Here is a 17,676-nt window from a genome sequence, read left to right on the forward strand (position 1 = left end):
CCGTTGATCCGCGGCCGGCCCTCCACGCGGCTGAGTACCTTACGTCGCCTCAGGGGCCCCCGACGGCCCCGGTAAGGAGGCCGGCGGAACGAAGATCAGGCACCGTCCCCATGCCCGGGGGGCACCTTCGCGCGGAGAGTCAGTGTCGACAGCGAGACGACACCGCACGACAGGGAGACCGCCATGTTCGGCAACGACGCAGAGTTCCTGCTCAGCATCCACCGTACCCACGCCGCCGAGTTGCAGGCCGAGGCGGCCGGTGAGCGGCTCGCGCGGGCGCTGCCCCGCCGCCACCCGCGCGGCTGGCTGGGCCGGCGGACCCACGCCGCCCGCGCCGTCGACGCCCGCCGGTGACCACCACCGCGCCGCCGGTCCGACCGGCCGCCACGGGGGCGGCCGGTCCCGGACCGAGCGGCGCCGCCGGGCGGCCGGTCGGCGGGGCCGCTGCGGGCGGCCGTCATGGCATGCTCGACCCCGTGACCGTACGCGCCAGCACCGTCCTCGTGGGCCGTCAGGACGAGCTGTCAGCCCTGCGTGACGCGCTCACCCGGGCCCGCGCCGGGGAGCCCACCACCGTCCTGGTCGGTGGCGAGGCCGGGGTCGGCAAGACCCGGCTGCTGGAGGAGTTCGGTGTGCTGGCCCGCGACGCCGGGGCCCGACTGCTGATCGGCCAGTGCCTGGAGCTGGGCGAGGCCGGGCTGCCGTTCGCGCCCTTCGCCGCCGCGCTGCGCGAGGTGCTGCGCCGCGACGGGCCGGGCGTCTTCGCGGGCTACGAGGCGGAGTTCGCCCGCCTCCTGCCGGAGCTGGCCCGGGTGCCGGCCGGGGTCGCCGCGCCCACCGGGCTGCCGGTCTCGGACACCCCGCGCGGTTACCTGTTCGACCTGGTCGCCGAGCTGTTCCAGCGGATCGCCGACGGGCAGCCGCTGGTGCTGGTGATCGAGGACCTGCACTGGGCCGACCGCTCCACCCGGGACCTGATCGGCTTCCTGGTGCGCGCCGCGCGCACCACCCGGCTCCTGCTGGTCTGCACCTACCGCACCGACGAGCTGCACCGCGGCCACCCGCTGCGGCCCTTCCTCGCCGAGCTGGACCGGGCCCGGGGCGTCGAACGCGTCGAGCTGGGCCGGCTCGACCGCGACGGCACCGCCGCGATCCTGGCCGACCTGCTCGGCGGCGAACCCGCGCCCCGCGCCGTCGACGACGTGCACGAGCGCACCCAGGGCAATCCGCTCTTCATCGAGGAACTGGCCGCCACGGGCAGCCCCGTCGGCTGCGCGGCGCTCCCGGAGACCCTGCGCGACCTGCTGCTCGCCCGGGTCGACCGCCTGCCCGAGCCGGCCCAGCGGGTGCTGCGGATCGCCGCCGCCGGGGGCACCCGCTTCGCCCACCAACTCCTCGCCGAGGTGGCCGGCCTGCCCGAGTACGAGCTGGAGGACGCGCTGCGCGCCGCCGTCGCCGCCCAGCTCGTCGTCGCCGACCCGGACGGGGACTACGAGTTCCGGCACGCGCTGGTCCGCGAGGCCGTCCACGACGAGCTGCTGCCCGGCGAACACGCCCGGCTGCACGCCCGCTTCGCCGCCGCCATCGAGGCCCAGCCGCACCTCGTCGCCGCCGGGCGCGCGCCCGCCGAGATCGCCCACCACTGGTACGCCGCGCACGACCACCCCCGCGCCCTGGTCGCCGCCCGCGCCGCGGCCTGCGCCGCCGCCGACCGCTACGCGTACGCGGAGCAGAGCCGCCTGCTGGAGCGGGTGCTGGAGCTGTGGGAACTGGTGCCCGACGCGGCCGACCGGCTCGGCATGGACCACCTGCGGGTGCTGGAGGAGACCCTCGACGCGGCCACCACCGCCGGTGACTACAGCCGGGCGGTCACCCTGACCAGGGCGGCGCTCGACGAGGTGGACACCGGGGCGGAGCCACTGCGCGCCGCCCGGCTGCTGGACCGGCGGGGACAGCTGCTGGGCGTGCTCGGCAAGAGCGACGGCGGGGCGGAGCTGCGCGAGGCGTACCGGCTGGCGGCCGGGGTGCCGGACGGGCCCGAAAGGTTGCGGCTGCTCGCCGACGTGGCCGCCCACCTCGCGAAGATCGACCCGGAGCAGGCCGCCGCGATGGCCGCCGAGGCGATGGCCGCCGCCGAGGCGCTCGGCGCGGACGTGGGGCTGCTGCCCACCCGGATCGCCCTGCTCGGCCGGACCGACAAGGCCCCCGACCTGGGGCTGGTCGAGCTGCGCCGGGCGGAGACCCGGGCCCGCGCGACCGGCAACGCCCCGGCACTGGTGAGCGCCCTCGTCCACCTCTCCGACGTGCTCTACGAGCTGGGCCGGTACGCCGAGTCCGAGGAGGCGGCGGCAGCCGGCGTGACCGAGGCGCGCCGGGTCGGGATCAGCCGCTCCACCGGGGCGTACCTGCTGTCGAACCGGGCCGAGGCGCTGATCGCCCTGGGCCGCTGGGACGAGGCCGACGCGTCCTGCGCCGAGGCCGCCCGGATCGACCCACCCGGCGTCTCCGGGCTGCACTGGCTCCAGCTGCGCGCCGGACTACGGCTGGCGCGGGCCCACCCGGCCGCCGACGAGCTGGTCAGCCGTGCGCTGGCCTTCCTGGCCCGCCCCTACCTCTGGCCCAACCACCGGCTTCCCCTGCACGAACTGCGCGTCGAGGCCGCCCTCGCCACCGACGACAAGGCCGAGGCGGTACGCGCCGCGCACGCCGCGCTGGCCGACGACCGGCTGCCCGGGCTGCCCCGCGAGGGCTGGCCGGTGCTCAGCGCGGTCGCCCGTACCGCCGCGTCGACCGGCGACGCCGAGCTGGCCGGTGTGGTGTCGGCGGTGGCCGCCGCCCTGCCGGCCCGCTATCCGGCGGAACGGGCCCACGCCGCACAGGTCACCGCGATCCTGGCCGGCCTCGGTCTCGCCCCCGGTGCCGCCCCCACTCTCGGCGCCGGCGCCGGCCTCGGTCTCGGCGCGGGTGCCGGCCTCGGTCTCGGTGCCGGTGCCGGCCTCGGTCTCGCCCCCGGTGCCGCCCCCGGTCTCGGTGCCGCCGGCGTCGACGACGGCCGGACCGGCGCGGTGCTGGCGGCCTGGCGGGCGGCGGTGGAGGCGTGGCGGGCGGACGGGCAGCCGTACCCGCTGGGCCGGGCGCTGCTCGGGCTGGCCGAGGCGGCGGCCACGGCGGGCGAGCGGGACACCGTCGCCGCCGCGGTCCGCGAGGCCGGGGAGATCGCCACCCGGCTCGGCGCCACCCCGCTGGGCGAGCAGGTCGCCACCCTGGCCCGCCGGGTCGGGCTGCGCGGCGGTGGACGTCCCGGAGCCGACCTGCTGACCAGCCGGGAGCAGGAGGTGCTGCGGCTGGTCGCCGAGGGGCACAGCAACAGCCGGATCGCCGCCCAGCTGTTCATCTCGCCGAAGACGGCCAGCGTGCACGTCTCCCGGATCATCGCCAAGCTGGACGTGAGCAACCGGGTCGAGGCCGCCGCCCTCGCCCACCGCCTCGGCCTCCTCGACAGCGACACCCCCGCCGTCCCCCGCCCCCGCTGACCCACCCCGCTTCCCTCTGCCCCGCAACCCCCCGCCTCCGGCGCCGCCCCCGCCCACTCCCGCCCATCCCCGTGCCCCTGACGGCCGGTTCGGTGACGCAGTTTCCGGGAAAGAGTGGCTTCGGCTGGGCGGGAAGGCCCTCTTTCCGGGAAAGAGTGGCATCCCCGCGCGGGAGCGTCGCCGCGCGTCTCCGGGCCGTTGACCCTGCACTTTCGCCCACTCCCGTGCCCCTGACGGCCGGTTCGGTGATGCAGTTTCCTGGAAAGAGTGGCATCGGAAAGTGGCATCCCCGTGCGGGAACACCCCGTTGTCGGAGGGTCGGCGGCGCGGGGGTCAGGGGTGGGGGAGGTAGATGCGCCAGCCTTCTACGGTGACCAGGCGCAGGTCGCCGGGGCCGGTGCCGAGGCGTTGGTCGAGGCGGGCAGCCAGTGGGGAGCCGGTCGGGGCGACCCAGGCGGCGTCGGGTGCCCTCTCCACCGCCCGCCGGTACGCCGGGTACCGGTCGTGGCCCGGGCGCAGCTCGTCGTCCACCACCGCGCAGAGCACCTGCTCCGCGCTGGCGAAGATCAGCCGGTTGCAGGTCCAGTAGCCGCCGCGTACGTGCTGGACCCGCAGCTCGCGGAGGGTGTCGACCAGGGCCCGGTGCCGGTCCGCCTCGGCGTGGGTCGCGGGCGCCGTAGCGACCGCGCCGGCCGTGGCCACCGCTGCGCTGCCCAGCATGGCGACCAGCACCGCGACCGCCGCGACCCGAGCCCCGCCAAGCGACCGTTCCTCGCCGAGCGGCGGTGCCGTGGCGGGCGGCCGTGGCGGGCGGGGCCGCAGGGCCGCCGCCAGCGGCCAGAGCAGGGCCGGTATGGCGACCGCCAGGCAGGAAAGGTAGCGGGCGCTCTCCACCGGGGTCCGCCCGGCCGCGCTGCTGACGGTGTACGCCGCGAGCACTCCCACCGCCCCCAGCAGCAGCGCCAACCGCACCGCCGCCGCCACCCGTTCCGCACGCAGAGCGGATCGTGGACAGTCGCCGTCCCGCCCGGACGACTGCTTTCCAAGGTCCACAGTCGGCGGGGCGGGCGGCGGTGGGGCAGGGGTGCGGAGGAGGGTGCGGCACGCGCCGAGGATGGCGAGGACGAGCAGCGCCGGCAGCGCGAGGGACCACCAGAGTTGCCAGGTGGCGCAGTGGCCGGGCGAGCAGAAGCCCATGCCGAGTGACGGACCCAGCAGCAGGCCGCCGTGCAGGCGCTCGCCCCAGCCGGCGGTCGCCTCGCCCCCGCCGGCCGCCAGCACGGCGGTGAGCGGGTCGCGCCCGTGCCGGAGGCTGTCCAGCAGCATCGGCGCGGCCCCGAGCAGGAACGCTCCGACGACCACCACTCCCGCCCACCCGACCAGCTCGTGCCGCCCGGCCCCGGTGCCCCGGACGCCGGCCGTGCCCGGACCGCCGGTGGGGGCGGTACGGCGGGACGGGGGTCGGTGCCACATCACCAGCAGCCCACCGGTGGTGAGGATGTACGGCAGCAGCAGCGGGTCGACCCAGAGCATCAGCCCGGAGATCAGCCCCCAGCCCGCCCACCGGGGCAGTCGGGCGCCGGGCCGGCCGGTGCAGAGGTCGAGGGTGAGCAGGGCCAGCGCGACGCCGGCCGGGTTCAGCTCGGGATAGCCGCCCCCGGCGATCAGCTGGTTCTTCACGATCCGGTCGGAGCCGAGGGCGAGCAGGCCGACGACGAGCAGGGCGAACCACGGCTCCCCGCCGAGCCGGCGGGTCAGCCGCCAGGCCAGGGCGAGGAAGAGCGCGTAGAGCGCGAGGACGGGCAGCCGCAGCGCGAACGTCGACGGCCCGGCGACCGCGAAGAGCGGCGCGGCCAGGTACGCCTCCAGCGTCCCCATGTACGCCTGCCCGTAGAACCAGACCGGGAAGTCGTCACCGCGGGCGATGTGCAGCGCGGCCAGCCCCATGGTGGCCTCGTCGCTGTTGGTGGGCGGGGCGTCGGCGAGCAGCAGGGCCAACCGGTAGCCGACCCCGGCGAAACCGACGAGCAGGGCGGCCAGCACCGCCGGCCGGGGTCGCCGGGGCGTACGCGACGGAATGCGCTCGCGTGGCTCCTGGCGTACCCCGGCGGTCATGCCTGCGATCATGGCATCCGGTCACCGGCGGACGGCCGGTGACGCGGCGGACGGCCGGCCTCAGCCGGCGGCGGTGACCTGCTCGCGGGCGGCGAGGGCCTGCTGGTAGAGCCGCCCGGCCCGGTACGACGAACGGACCAGCGGCCCGCTCATCACGCCGGCGAAGCCGATCTCCTCGGCCTCCTCGCGCAGCTCCACGAACTCCTCCGGCTTGACCCAGCGGGTGACCGGGTGGTGCCGGGGGGAGGGGCGCAGGTACTGCGTGATGGTGATCAGCTCGCAGCCGGCGGAGTGCAGGTCGCGCAGCGCCTGCGAGACCTCTTCCCGCTCCTCGCCCATGCCGAGGATCAGGTTGCTCTTGGTGACCAGGCCGTCGGCGCGGGCCTGCCGGATCACGTCGAGGGAGCGCTCGTAGCGGAAGGCCGGGCGGATCCGCTTGAAGATCCGCGGCACGGTCTCGACGTTGTGCGCGAGCACCTCGGGGCGCGAGCCGAAGACCTCGGCGAGCTGCTCGGGCACGGCGTTGAAGTCGGGGATCAGCAGCTCGACGCCGCAGCCGGAGCGCAGCGCGTGGATCTGCCGGACGGTCTCGGCATAGAGCCAGGCGCCGCCGTCGGGCAGGTCGTCGCGGGCGACACCGGTGATGGTGGCGTAGCGCAGCCCCATCGCGGCGACCGACTCGGCGACCCGGCGCGGCTCGTCGGCGTCGAACTCGGCGGGCTTGCCGGTGTCGATCTGGCAGAAGTCGCAGCGCCGGGTGCACTGGTCACCGCCGATGAGGAAGGTGGCCTCCCGGTCCTCCCAGCACTCGTAGATGTTGGGGCAGCCGGCCTCCTGGCACACCGTGTGCAGCCCCTCGCGGGAGACCAGCCCGCGCAGCTCGGTGTACTCGGGGCCCATCTTGGCCTTGACCTTGATCCACGGCGGTTTGCGCTCGATCGGCGTCTCGGCGTTGCGCGCCTCGATCCGCAGCAGCCGTCGCCCCTCGGGGGCGGCCGTCGCGGTGCGCGCTGCCTGCTGAGTCGTCGGCGCGGAGTGCTCGATCGTCACAAAACCGAGCCTACGCCCGACGGCGGCCGTCGATGAACCGCGGGCGACCGGCGTCACCCCGCAGACGTTGTGACACCGGACACCGCCACCCCCGGAAATTCCGTCACAGGGAACGCGGCGGCGGTGCTAGCGTCCCCGGCAGAGCTGTGACGGAGCCGAGTAGCGCGCCGACCCGCCAGCCCAGAGAGCCGCCGGTTGCTGTGAGGCGGTCTGGCCCGGCGCGCGAAGACCCTCCCGAGCTGCGGGAAGAACGACGCGTCGACGCGCCTGGTAGACCCCGCCCGGCTGGCCCCGGTGAAAAGGCGACGAACGAGGCTCCCGCGCGAGCGGGGGCGAAGGTGTGGTGGCACCGCGAGGTTCCCGCTCGCCCACACCTCCCGGGGATCGCGTTGCGATTCATCAAGGAGGACCGCCGTGCAACGCATCCTGTCCCACCAGCTTCCCACCCGGGTCGGCGAGATCGTGCGGATCGCCGGCTGGGTGCACCGCCGCCGGCTGCTCAAGTCGGTGGCGTTCCTGATCGTCCGGGACGCCGCCGGCCTGAGCCAGGTGGTGGTCACCGACGGCGACGTCCGCGCCGAGCTGGAGAAACTCACCGAGGAGACCGTCGTCGAGGTCACCGCCACGGTGGTCGCGAACCCGACGGCGCCCGCCGGGGTCGAGCTGGCCGACCCGACGGTACGACCGCTCGGCCCGCCCGCCGTGCCGCCCCCGTTCGACCTGTACCGGCCGGCGCTCACCGCGACCCTGCCCACCCAGCTCGACCACGCGCCGACCGCGCTGCGACACCCGACCCGCTCGGCGGCGCTGCGCATCTCGGCGGCGGCGGTGGCCGGTTTCCGGGCCACCCTGGACGCTCGGGACTTCGTGGAGATCCACACCCCGAAGGTGGTCGCCTCGTCGACCGAGAGCGGGGCGAACGTCTTCGCGCTGGACTGGTTCGGCCGGCCCGCGTACCTGGCGCAGTCCCCGCAGTTCTACAAGCAGCTCATGGTCGGCGTCTTCGAGCGGGTGTACGAGGTGGGCCCGGTGTTCCGGGCCGAGCCGCACGACACCGTCCGGCACCTGGCCCAGTACACCTCGCTCGACGCGGAACTCGGCTTCGTCGCCGACCACCGGGACGTGATGGTCGTCCTGCGGGACACCGTCGCCGGGATGCTCGACGCGGTGGCGGAGCGGGCCGCCCCGGTGGTGGGCACGCTCGGACTGGAGCTGCCGCGGGTCCCGGCGGAGATCCCTTCGGTGCACTTCACCGAGGCGTTGGAGATCGCGGGCGCGCCCGCCGACGAGCCGGACCTCGCCCCGGCCCACGAGCGGGCGCTGGGGGAGTGGGCCCGCGCCGAGCACGGTTCGGACTTCCTCTTCGTCACCGGGTACCCGATGGCGAAACGGCCCTTCTACACCCACCCGGACCCGGCGCGGCCGGCGTACTCGAACGGGTTCGACCTGCTGTTCCGGGGGTTGGAGCTGGTCACCGGCGGGCAGCGGCTGCACCGGCACGCCGACTACCTGGCCGCCCTCGCGGCGCGCGGCGAGCCGGTCGAGCCCTACGCCGGGTACGTCGACGCGTTCCGGCACGGAATGCCGCCGCACGGCGGCTTCGCCATCGGGCTGGAACGCTTCGTCGCCCGGCTGACCGGCGCGGCGAACGTCCGCGAGGTCACCGCCTTCCCCCGGGACCTGCACCGGCTGACGCCCTGACCCGTCGGGGTGACGTGCGGGAGCCGGCCGTTCACGGCCGGCTTCCGCACCACCCGGGGACGGCATAGATTCGGGTGAAGGTGACGCCACGGGTGTCGGGCGGGAGGGCACGATGCGGATCGGCGAGCTGGCGGGCCGGACCGGGGTGAGCGCCCGCTCGATCCGGTACTACGAACAGCAGGGACTGCTCGTGTCGAGGCGCACGGCGAGCGGCCAGCGGCTCTTCGCGGAGGCGGCGGTCGAGCGGGTCCGGCTGATCCAGCGGCTCTTCGACGCGGGCCTGAGCAGCAAGCGGATGTACGAACTGCTGCCCTGCATGACGAATCCGGACATCCGCACGTCGTGGCTGACCGACCGGCTCCGCGAGGAGCGCGGGCGCATCGTCGCCGAGATGGCTCAGCTCGCCGCCACGGTCTCGGCGCTCGACGGCGTCATCGACGACCTGACGGTCGAGGAACCGGCCGGCGAACCGCGCGCCGCGGCCTGAGAACCGGTGCCGCCGCGGGCTTGCCCCTGACACCGGTGTCAGCTCCTAGCGTGAGGGCATGACCGCACCCTGCGCCCCTTCCCCCGAACTCGACCTGCCGGTGGCACCGCTGCTGGAGCCGGTGACGTTCGCCGGTCTGCCCCTGTCCTCCCGGTTCGTCATGGCACCGATGACGCGGGCCCACTCGCCCGGCGGGGTGCCGACACCCGAGGTGGCCGGGTACTACCGCCGTCGCGCCGAGCACGGGATCGGGCTGATCGTCACCGAGGGGGTCCTGATCGGCCATCCCACGGCGGGCCACGAGGACGCGGTGCCGCGGATGACCGCCGGTGCCGCCGAGGCGGGCTGGCGGCGGGTGGTCGACGAGGTCCACGCCGCGGGTGGTCGGATCGCGGCGCAGTTGTGGCACCTCGGCAGCCTGCGCGAGCCCGTCGACGGGCGGCCGGCGTGGACGCCGTCGGGAGTCCGGGAGCCGGGGCGGCCGGTGAGCCACGCGATGACGGTCGCCGACCTCGACGAGCTGCTGGAGGCGTACGCCGGGGCGGCCCGGGTGGCGGCCCGGGTCGGGTTCGACGCGGTCGAGATCCACGCCGCGCACGGCTATCTGCTGGACGAGTTCCTGTGGTCGTTCACCAACCGGCGGACGGACGCGTTCGGCGGCTCGCCGGTGCGGCGGGCGGCGTTCCCGGCTGCGGTCGTCCGCGCCGTCCGGACCGACTTCCCCGCCGACCGGCCGGTGATCGTGCGGTTCTCGCAGTTCAAGGAGCGGCGGTTCGACGCCCGGATCGCGCAGGACCCCGGCGAGTTGGAGGCGATCCTCGGTGCGCTCGCGGAGGCCGGGGCGAGCGCGCTGCACGCGTCCCAGCGGCGGTTCTGGGAGCCCGCGTTCGCCGGCTCCGCGCTGAACCTCGCCGGCTGGGCCAAGCGGCTCACCGGCCTGCCGACGATCACGGTGGGCTCGGTCGGCCTCACCCGCGACTTCCTCCGGTCCACCGGCCCCGAGTCGGTCTCCGGCCTGGCCGCACGCGTGGCGGCCGGCGAGTTCGACCTCGTCGCGCTCGGCCGGATCCTGCTGGGCAACCCGGCCTGGGTGAGCCACGCCGGTGCCGGACGACTCGACGCGATCGTCGACTACCGCAAGGCTCACGAGGACACCTACCGGTGAGCCCACCGGCAGCGGACCTCGGGGTCCGTCACCGGTGGGCGGCGGACCGGTCAGGCCGGGGCGATCGGCAGTTGCCGCTTGTGCGCGGTCGCCCGGTAACGGGCCACGAGGGCCGCCTCGACCTCCGCCGGGACGTCCCGGCCCTCCAGGTAGTCGTCGATCTGCTCGTAGGTCAGGCCGAGCGCGTCCTCGTCGAGCTTGCCCGGGGCGAGGCTCTCCAGGTCCGCCGTCGGCGCCTTGCCGACCAGTTCGGCGGGCGCGCCGAGCAGGGCGGCGACGGCCCGTACGCGGCGCTTGGTCAGCCCGGTCAACGGCACCACGTCCGCCGCGCCGTCGCCGTGCTTGGTGAAGAAGCCGGTGGCCGCCTCGGCGGCGTGGTCGGTGCCGACGACCAGCCCGTTCATCGCCCCGGCGACCGCGTACTGGGCGATCATCCGCTGCCGGGCCTTGATGTTGCCGTGCACGAAGTCGCGCTGCCCGGCGTCCCGGAAGGTCAGCCCGGCCGCCTCCAGCGCGTCGAGGGCGGCGTCGCTGGCCGGCTTGACGTCGACGGTGAGCAGCCGGTCGGCCCGGATGAACGCCAGCGCCGCCTGGGCGTGGTGCTCGTCGGCCTGCACCCCGTACGGCAGCCGCATCGCGACGAAGACCGCGTCGTGGCCGGCGGCGCGGGCCCGTTCGACGGCGAGCTGGCAGAGGCGGCCGGCGGTGGTGGAGTCCACCCCGCCGCTGATGCCGAGGACCAGCGCCCGCAGCCCGGTGTCGACGAGACGGTCGGCGAGGAAGACGACCCGCCGTTCGATCTCGCCGGCCGCGTCGAAGCTCGCCGCCACCTGGAGCTCGGCGGCGATCTGCTGCTGCGTCGACAGCACGTCGGTCATCGGGGGTCCTTCCGTCGGGGGTGGTTCTCGACAGCACCCAACCTGCCCCGGGGCGGGCCGGTCAAATCCGGTGCCGACGCGCCGACGGAGGATCAGGCGGGGCCGAGCAGGTCCCAGGGGTTGCCGGCGATGTCGCGGAAGACCGCCACCCGGCCGTACGCCTCGGTGCGCGGCGGGCGGACGAACTCGACGCCCGCGTCGACCATCCGCCGGTGGGTGGCGTCGAAGTCGTCGACCTGGAGGAAGAAGCCGACCCGCCCGTGGGTCTGGTCACCGACGGCGGCCTCCTGCCGCTCGCCGTCGGCGCGGGCCAGCAGCAGCCCGGTCCCGCCGCCGGGCGGCCGGACCACCACCCAGCGCTTCGGCCGGCCGTCGTTGGTCAGCGAGGGGGAGTCCTCGGCCAGCTCGAAGCCGAGCACCTCGGTGAAGAAGGCGATGGCCGGGTCGTAGTCGGCGACGACGAGGGTGACGAGGTCGATCCGCACCCGGGCCTCAGCCGGTGACGAGGGTCGACAGGCGGCGCTCGACGGCCGGCAGCACGTCGGCGACGGTGACGGGACGGCCCAGCTCCGCGGTGAGCGAGGTGACGCCCGCGTCGCGGATGCCGCACGGCACGATCCGGTCGAAGTACGTCAGGTCACAGTCGCAGTTGATCGAGAAGCCGTGCAGGGTGACGCCCCGGGCGACCCGGATGCCGATGGCGGCCACCTTGCGGGCGGGGCCCCGGTCGTCCTCGGGCACCCAGACGCCGCTGCGCCCCTCGACCCGGCCGGCGGCCAGCCCGAACTCGGCGCAGACGTCGATCAGCAGCTGCTCCACCCGCCGAACGTAGGCGACCACGTCCACCGGGTCGGGCAGGGTGAGGATCGGGTAGCCGACGAGCTGCCCCGGCCCGTGCCAGGTGATCTTGCCGCCCCGGTCGACGTCGACCACGGGGGTGCCGTCCATCGGGCGGTCCCACGGCTCGGTGCGCTTGCCCGCGGTGTAGACGCTCGGGTGCTCCAGCAGCAGCACGGTGTCGGGCTGCTCGCCGGCCACCACGGCCTCGTGCAGCCGGCGCTGCTCGTCCCAGGCGGCCTGGTAGTCGAGGAGCCCGGCGCGGACGGCGGTCGGTCCGGAAGTCGTCACGGTCACCCGTCCAGCCTAGTCCCGTCGACGGCCGGTGACCGGCGTGAGCCTCGTCGCGTCAGGCGGGTGGCACCTTCCACAACCAGACGTCGTCGACCCGCTGCGGCGGCCCGAGCAGCGCGGTGGCCGTCCGGCGCAGGGCGTCCTCGTCGATGTCGTACTTGGCGCCGTGCACCCGGTCGGCCAGCACCACCACCTCGACGTGCCAGTAGTGCAGGTCGGCCAGGGACTCCCGGACGCTGCCGTCGGTGATGATCGGGACGAGCCCGGTCCGCCCGGCCTGGTCCATCAGCGTGTCGAAGGTGCGTGGCACCGGCCCGATCCGGCCCCGGCCGTCCGGGCCGCCGGGGCCGAGGAAGAACCCGGCCGGGATCCGGAACTCGCCCTGCCGGTGGGCCAGGGCGTACGCCTGCCAGCGCTGACCGTCCGGGGTGACGTCCACGGTCAGCGGCAGCGGCGTCAGCACCCCGTCGGGCGGGACGTACCGCTTCCAGGTGCCGGCGGTGATGAAGGCCGGGATCGGCTCGCGCACGCTGGTCAGCAGCGGGGTGGGCAGCAGCGGCAGCAGGGCGGCGGCGAAGCCGAGCGCCCAGGCCGCCCCGGCGAGGCGATGCCGGGGTGGCCGGGCGCGCAGCCGGTCGACCGTGTACGCCAGCAGCAACCCGATCACCGGCGCCACCACCAGCGCCAGCCGCGACGGGAGCGCCGCGTTGACCACCGGCAGGTTGTCCAGCACCCCGAACGGCAGGAGCTGGTCGGTGCGGCGGCCGTTCCACTTGGCCTCCGGTCCCCAGGAGAGCACCGCGAAGACCGCGGCGGTCACGCCGAGCGCGGCGAGGGTGGCCCGGAACGCCCGGTCGGCGTGCCACCAGAGGAACCCGAAGCAGGCGGCGGCGAGCAGCAGGAGCGGGACGCCGAAGAAGCTGTTCTCCTCCGTCGGGTTGGGCGCCAGCGAGGTGCCGAAACCGGCCCACCCGGCCAGCGACCGGCGCGGGTACGACCCGTACGCGGCGATGTCCTCGGAGTGCACGCCCGGGTCGAAGCCGGTGCCGTGGAAGCGCTGCGGCCCGGCGAAGTGCAGCCACAGCGGGTACGCCAGCAGCACCCCGGCGACCAGCGCGGTGACGCCGAGCCCGCGCAGGAAGCGCGGCAGCGCGGCGCGGACCTCGGCCCGGCGGGCCGGGTGCAGGGCCCAGACCAGCAGGAACAGGGCGAGCGCGAGGGCGGTGAAGAAGAGCCCCTCGGCGGCGATCGAGAAGGCGACCGCCACCAGCACCCCGAGCAGCACGCCGCCGCGCACCGCGTTGCCGGGTCGGCGCAGCGCGAACACGCCCTGGATCAGCAGCGGCACCAGCCAGCCGGCGGTCCAGTTCAGGTGGGCGTTGGCGTGCGACACCATCGCCGGGCAGTAGCCGATGAAGAGCGCGCCCACCCCGGCGGCCAGCGGGCTGCGCACCAGGTGCCGGCTGAGCAGCCAGTACCAGGCGACCGCCGTGGCGGCCAGATTGAGGGTGAGGATCACCAGGAACGTCGCCGGCGGCCCGACCAGGTACGTCAGCGGCGCGAAGACCCACGCGTAGACGGTGATCGAGGTGTTGACCGCGAGGTTCACCCCGTCGGGCACGTTGATCAGGTGGGTGAAGAGCGGGTTCTGCCCGTGGGTGAGGGTGTGCCCGCCGAAGGCGAGCAGCCACTCGAAGAGCGCCTGGTCGCTGGAGTTGACGGTGATCATGCGGGTGCCCGGGTTCCGCCACATTCCGCTGGTCACCCAGAACGCCAGCGCGAGCGCCGCCAGCACCACGATCAGGTCGGCCCGGCGGTCCCGGACGGCGGGCGGCGACGCGGGCGACGGGTCGGTGGCCACGGACGGGGAGGTCGGCACGCAGCGGACGTTACCAATCGGACCGGGAACCACCGGTCAGACACGAAAGCTCACCGCGCCACGGCGGGGCCGGCCATATTGCCGCATCGACAAATGTGGTTGCCCTCGCCATGTCGGCCGGCGGAAACATCGACGTAACGTCACGGCAACTCGGGGGTGACCCAGTTCACATTTCTCTCAGGAGGTCGCCGTGCGCCGCTGTCCATCCATCCTCACTCGGCTCGCCGGGGTGGCCGCCGGGATCGTGCTGGCCGCCGCCGCGGTGCTGACCGTCGCCGTGCCCGCGCAGGCCGCCACCCTCACCCAGGTCACCGGCTTCGGCTCCAACCCGGGCAACCTCGCCATGTACGCGTACCGCCCGGACGGCCTGCCGGCGAACGCGCCGGCCGTGGTCCTGCTGCACGGCTGCACCCAGAACGCCACCGGCTACTTCACCAACTCCGGCTGGCAGAAGTACGCCGACCTGTGGAAGTTCGCGCTGATCGTGGCGCAGCAGTCCTCGGCGAACAACTCCAGCTCCTGCTTCAACTGGTTCGAGACCGGGGACACCGCGCGCGGCCAGGGCGAGGCACTGTCGATCAAGCAGATGGTCGACTACGCGAAGTCGAACTACACCCTCGACCCCAGCCGGATCTTCGTCAGCGGGCTGTCCGCCGGTGGGGGGATGAGCGCCGTCATGCTCGCCACCTACCCGGAGGTCTTCGCCGCCGGCTCGGTCATCGCCGGGCTGCCGTACCGCTGCGCGACCAGCACCACCAGCGCGTACTCCTGCATGAACCCCGGGGTGGACAAGACCCCGGCGCAGTGGGGCGACCTGGTCCGCGGCGCCTACCCGGGCTATGCCGGCGCCCGGCCGCGGGTGGCGATCTGGCACGGCACCTCGGACACCACCGTGGCGCCGCTGAACGCCGCCGAGTCCCGCGACCAGTGGACCGACGTGCTGGGCGTGTCGCAGACCCCGACCAGCACGGCGTCGCTGCCCGGCGGCACCAGCCTCGAGGTGTACGGCAATGACGCGGTCCGCCTCTACCGGGTCGCCGGGATGGGGCACGGCACCCCGGTCGACCCGGGTTCGGCGACCGACCAGTGCGGAACGGCCACCGCGTACTTCCTGGACACCATCTGCTCGACCTACCGGGACGCGCTCTTCTTCGGCCTCGGCGGCGGCGTGCCGCCCACCCCGACGGCCACCGCCTCGCCGACCGTCCCGCCCAGCCCGACGACCTCGCCGACGCCGACCCCGACGACCTCGCCGGTCTGCGTCACCGCCAGCAACTACGCCCACGTGACCGCCGGCCGCGCCTACCAGTCCGGCGGGTACGCGTACGCCCTCGGCAGCAACCAGCGGATGGGCCTCTACAACACCTTCTACACGACCACCCTCAAGCAGACCGGCCCGGGTTACTGGGTGATCGGCTGCTGACCCGCGCCCCGGTGACAGGAGGAGCGTCGGCTCCTCCTGTCACTCGGTCAGGGCGGCGTGCAGGGCGCTGGCCAGGTCGGGATGGGTGAAGGTGAAACCGGCCCTGGGCAGGACGCCGGGCAGCACGCGGGTGCTGGTGAGGGCCTCCTGGGCGAAGCCACCCAGGGCCACCTTGAGGGCCAGCGCGGGGATCGGCATGATCGCCGGGCGGTGCAGCTGGCGGGCCAGTTCCCGGGTGAACTCGGCGTTGGTGACCGGGTTCGGGCCCACCCCGTTGACCGGGCCGGCCACGTCGTCCCGGTCCAGCAGGAAGACCGCCGCGTCCAGCCAGTCCCGCATCGAGATCCACGGCAGCCACTGCCGGCCGCTGCCCAGCTTCCCGGCGATGCCCAGCTTGAACGGCAGGAGCTGCGGCTTGAGCAGGCCGCCGTCGCGGTGCAGTGGCAGCCCGGTGCGCAGCCGTACCACCCGGACCCCGGCGTCCTCGGCGGGCCGGGTCGCCGCCTCCCAGACCCGGCACACGTCGGCCAGGAAACCCTCGCCCGCCGGGGCGTCCTCCTCCACCACCCGGTCGCCGGTGTTGCCGTACCAGCCGACGGCGGAGGAGTTGAGCAGCACCTTCGGACGTTCGGCGGCGGGCAGCCCGGCGATGGCGATCGCCAGGGTGGTGGTGCTGTCCACCCGGCTCGACCGGATCAGCTTCCGGTAGTCGTCGTTCCAGCGCTCGTCGCCGACGCCCGCACCGGCCAGGTTCACCACCGCGTCCGACCCGGCCACCACGCCCGGGTCGAGCTGCGCGGCGGAGGGGTTCCACCGCCGCTCGTCCGGGGTACGCGCCGGCCGCCGGACCAGGCGGGTGACCTGGTGCCCGTCGGCGGTGAGCCGGTCGACCAGCCGGGTGCCGAGGAAGCCGGACGCGCCGGCCATGAGGATCCGCATGCTCCCATCTTCGGTCACGGACCCCGACTTGGATGCATTGCGTCGAATCGGTCCCGGTCACCTCGCGACTGCGGCGGCCCGGGTGGGCGCGGATGCCTGGTCGGTCGCTACGAGTTCGATGACGTGAATGAATCGGAGGCGTCAGGTCGGGGTCGCCCGGCTCGTGCCCCGGCCGATCGGCTCGGGTGGCGCCCACGCGTTCCACGAGCGTGTGGGCGGTCACCCGGCCGCTGGGGCGCGTCAGTGGAACGCCATGGAGGTGAAAGCGCCCCGATGACGTACCTGACGTTCCACTGACGCCCGAGGTTCGCGCCGGCGGCGCAGCGGTGCGGTCAGGCGGTCGCCGGGGCGCCGCGCAGGTCGGCGAGGAGCCGCTCCACCTCGGCGAAGGCCGCGTCGGGCAGCGGGCCGTACGCCAGGGCGCCGAGGTTCTCCTCGGCCTGGGCCACCGTCCGGCAGCCGGGGATCGGCAGGGTACGAGGGCTGCAAGCGAGCAGCCAGCCCAGCGCGCCCTGGGCGAGGGTCCGGCCGTCGGCGGTCAGCGCCTCGCGTACCCGGGCCACCCGGTCGGCCCACTCGGCGCGCGGCACCCCGTCGGTGAACCAGGGCAGCCACTCCGGGGCGACCCCGCGGACGTCGTCACCGCCCCGGGCGGCGGGTGCGCCCTGGTACTTCGCGGTGAGCAGCCCCATCGCGAGCGGCCCCCGGTTGAGGCTGGCCAGGTCGAACTCGTCGCAGACCGCGAACATCCCCGCGTTGTCGCGCAGCACCGACTGGTCGTGCTGGATCGCCGCGCAGTGCGGTCCGGCCGCGGCGAACGCCCGCGCCGAGGCGGGGTCGTCGGTGCTCCAGCCGTACGCCCGGATCTTGCCCTCGGCGACCAGTTCCTCCAGCGTGTCGACCAGGTCCAGTGCCTGCGGCACCGGCAGTCCGTTGATGTGCAGCTGGTACAGGTCGACGTGGTCGGTGTCGAGCCGGCGCAGCGAGCCCTCCAGGCTGCGTCGCGCGTACGCCGGGCTGGCGTCCTCGCCGGTGGCCTGCCGGGTGGCCTCGTCGGTGGGGTGACCGAACTTGGTCGCGATCACCGCGCGGTCGCGGCGGCCGGCGAGGGCCCGCCCGAGGACCCGTTCGCTGTGCCCCGCGCCGTAGTTGCTGGAGGTGTCGAAGAGGGTCGCCCCGAGGTCGAGTGCCCGGTGGACGGTCCGGACGGACTCGTCGTCGTCCACCTCGCCCCAGCCGAGCGGCTGGGCGCCCGCCCAGAGCGGGCCGCCGATCGCCCAGCAGCCCATGCCGATGGCGCTGACCTCGATGCCGCTGCGTCCCAGTCGTCGTGTCGTCGTCATGGGACCACTCTTCAACCTGGAGCGCGCTCCAG

The 17,676-nt window shown here is 74.8% G+C and carries 14 protein-coding genes; 6 read left to right on the forward strand and 8 right to left on the reverse strand.

Annotated features, from left to right (window positions below; genetic code table 11):
• The first annotated feature begins 183 nt into the window (after positions 1-183).
• Both ABUL08_RS01595 and ABUL08_RS01600 read left to right on the forward strand, forming a co-directional pair.
• On the forward strand, positions 184-354 hold the full coding sequence (locus ABUL08_RS01595; protein WP_350933843.1) for a hypothetical protein: 171 nt from the start codon (positions 184-186) through the stop codon (positions 352-354).
• 110 nt (positions 355-464) lie between these two features.
• Entirely contained in the window at positions 465-3,533 is a 3,069-nt protein-coding gene (locus ABUL08_RS01600; protein WP_377521791.1) for a helix-turn-helix transcriptional regulator, read from the forward strand.
• 333 nt (positions 3,534-3,866) lie between these two features.
• On the opposite strand, the gene ABUL08_RS01605 is transcribed toward ABUL08_RS01600, so the two are convergent.
• Together ABUL08_RS01605 and lipA are read right to left on the reverse strand one after the other, a co-directional pair.
• Positions 3,867-5,648: a DUF423 domain-containing protein gene (locus ABUL08_RS01605; protein ID WP_350933846.1), complete on the reverse strand. Its 1,782-nt coding sequence runs from the start codon at positions 5,646-5,648 to the stop codon at positions 3,867-3,869.
• A 60-nt stretch (positions 5,649-5,708) separates the two neighbouring features.
• Positions 5,709-6,755: a lipoyl synthase gene (gene lipA, locus ABUL08_RS01610; protein ID WP_350933847.1), complete on the reverse strand. Its 1,047-nt coding sequence runs from the start codon at positions 6,753-6,755 to the stop codon at positions 5,709-5,711.
• A 357-nt stretch (positions 6,756-7,112) separates the two neighbouring features.
• Here lipA and aspS point away from each other — a divergent pair, with 357 nt between their 5' ends.
• From aspS to ABUL08_RS01625, 3 genes are all read left to right on the forward strand, one after another.
• Positions 7,113-8,399 carry an aspartate--tRNA(Asn) ligase gene (gene aspS, locus ABUL08_RS01615; protein ID WP_350933848.1) on the forward strand — a complete coding sequence of 429 codons (1,287 nt, stop codon included), beginning with the start codon at positions 7,113-7,115 and terminating at the stop codon, positions 8,397-8,399.
• 112 nt (positions 8,400-8,511) lie between these two features.
• Positions 8,512-8,886: a MerR family transcriptional regulator gene (locus ABUL08_RS01620; RefSeq protein ID WP_350933850.1), complete on the forward strand. Its 375-nt coding sequence runs from the start codon at positions 8,512-8,514 to the stop codon at positions 8,884-8,886.
• A gap of 58 nt (positions 8,887-8,944) precedes the next feature.
• Entirely contained in the window at positions 8,945-10,051 is a 1,107-nt protein-coding gene (locus ABUL08_RS01625) for an oxidoreductase (RefSeq protein WP_350933851.1), read from the forward strand.
• Between the two features lie 50 nt (positions 10,052-10,101).
• On the opposite strand, the gene nadE is transcribed toward ABUL08_RS01625, so the two are convergent.
• The 4 genes from nadE to ABUL08_RS01645 all read right to left on the reverse strand — a co-directional run bounded on the left by nadE (position 10,102) and on the right by ABUL08_RS01645 (position 13,939).
• The gene (gene nadE, locus ABUL08_RS01630) at positions 10,102-10,929 is read right to left on the reverse strand and encodes an ammonia-dependent NAD(+) synthetase (RefSeq protein WP_350933852.1); all 828 of its coding nucleotides are present in this window, start codon (positions 10,927-10,929) and stop codon (positions 10,102-10,104) included.
• A gap of 92 nt (positions 10,930-11,021) precedes the next feature.
• Complete coding sequence (locus ABUL08_RS01635) at positions 11,022-11,414, reverse strand: VOC family protein (RefSeq protein ID WP_350933853.1); 393 nt, start codon at positions 11,412-11,414, stop codon at positions 11,022-11,024.
• A 7-nt stretch (positions 11,415-11,421) separates the two neighbouring features.
• Complete coding sequence (lipB, locus tag ABUL08_RS01640; RefSeq protein ID WP_350933854.1) at positions 11,422-12,063, reverse strand: lipoyl(octanoyl) transferase LipB; 642 nt, start codon at positions 12,061-12,063, stop codon at positions 11,422-11,424.
• 52 nt (positions 12,064-12,115) lie between these two features.
• Complete coding sequence (locus ABUL08_RS01645) at positions 12,116-13,939, reverse strand: DUF2079 domain-containing protein (protein ID WP_350933855.1); 1,824 nt, start codon at positions 13,937-13,939, stop codon at positions 12,116-12,118.
• Between the two features lie 190 nt (positions 13,940-14,129).
• Between ABUL08_RS01645 and ABUL08_RS01650 the strand changes: the two genes are divergently transcribed.
• Positions 14,130-15,362, forward strand: a complete 1,233-nt coding sequence (locus ABUL08_RS01650) for an extracellular catalytic domain type 1 short-chain-length polyhydroxyalkanoate depolymerase (protein WP_350933857.1) — start codon at positions 14,130-14,132, stop codon at positions 15,360-15,362.
• 39 nt (positions 15,363-15,401) lie between these two features.
• On the opposite strand, the gene ABUL08_RS01655 is transcribed toward ABUL08_RS01650, so the two are convergent.
• On the reverse strand, positions 15,402-16,301 hold the full coding sequence (locus ABUL08_RS01655) for a TIGR01777 family oxidoreductase (RefSeq protein ID WP_350933858.1): 900 nt from the start codon (positions 16,299-16,301) through the stop codon (positions 15,402-15,404).
• A gap of 332 nt (positions 16,302-16,633) precedes the next feature.
• On the reverse strand, positions 16,634-17,644 hold the full coding sequence (locus ABUL08_RS01660; protein WP_350933859.1) for an aldo/keto reductase: 1,011 nt from the start codon (positions 17,642-17,644) through the stop codon (positions 16,634-16,636).
• Positions 17,645-17,676 lie beyond the last annotated feature (32 nt).

The organism is Micromonospora sp. CCTCC AA 2012012 (assembly GCF_040499845.1).
In the GTDB taxonomy this organism is placed as follows: Bacteria; Actinomycetota; Actinomycetes; order Mycobacteriales; family Micromonosporaceae; genus Micromonospora; species Micromonospora mangrovi.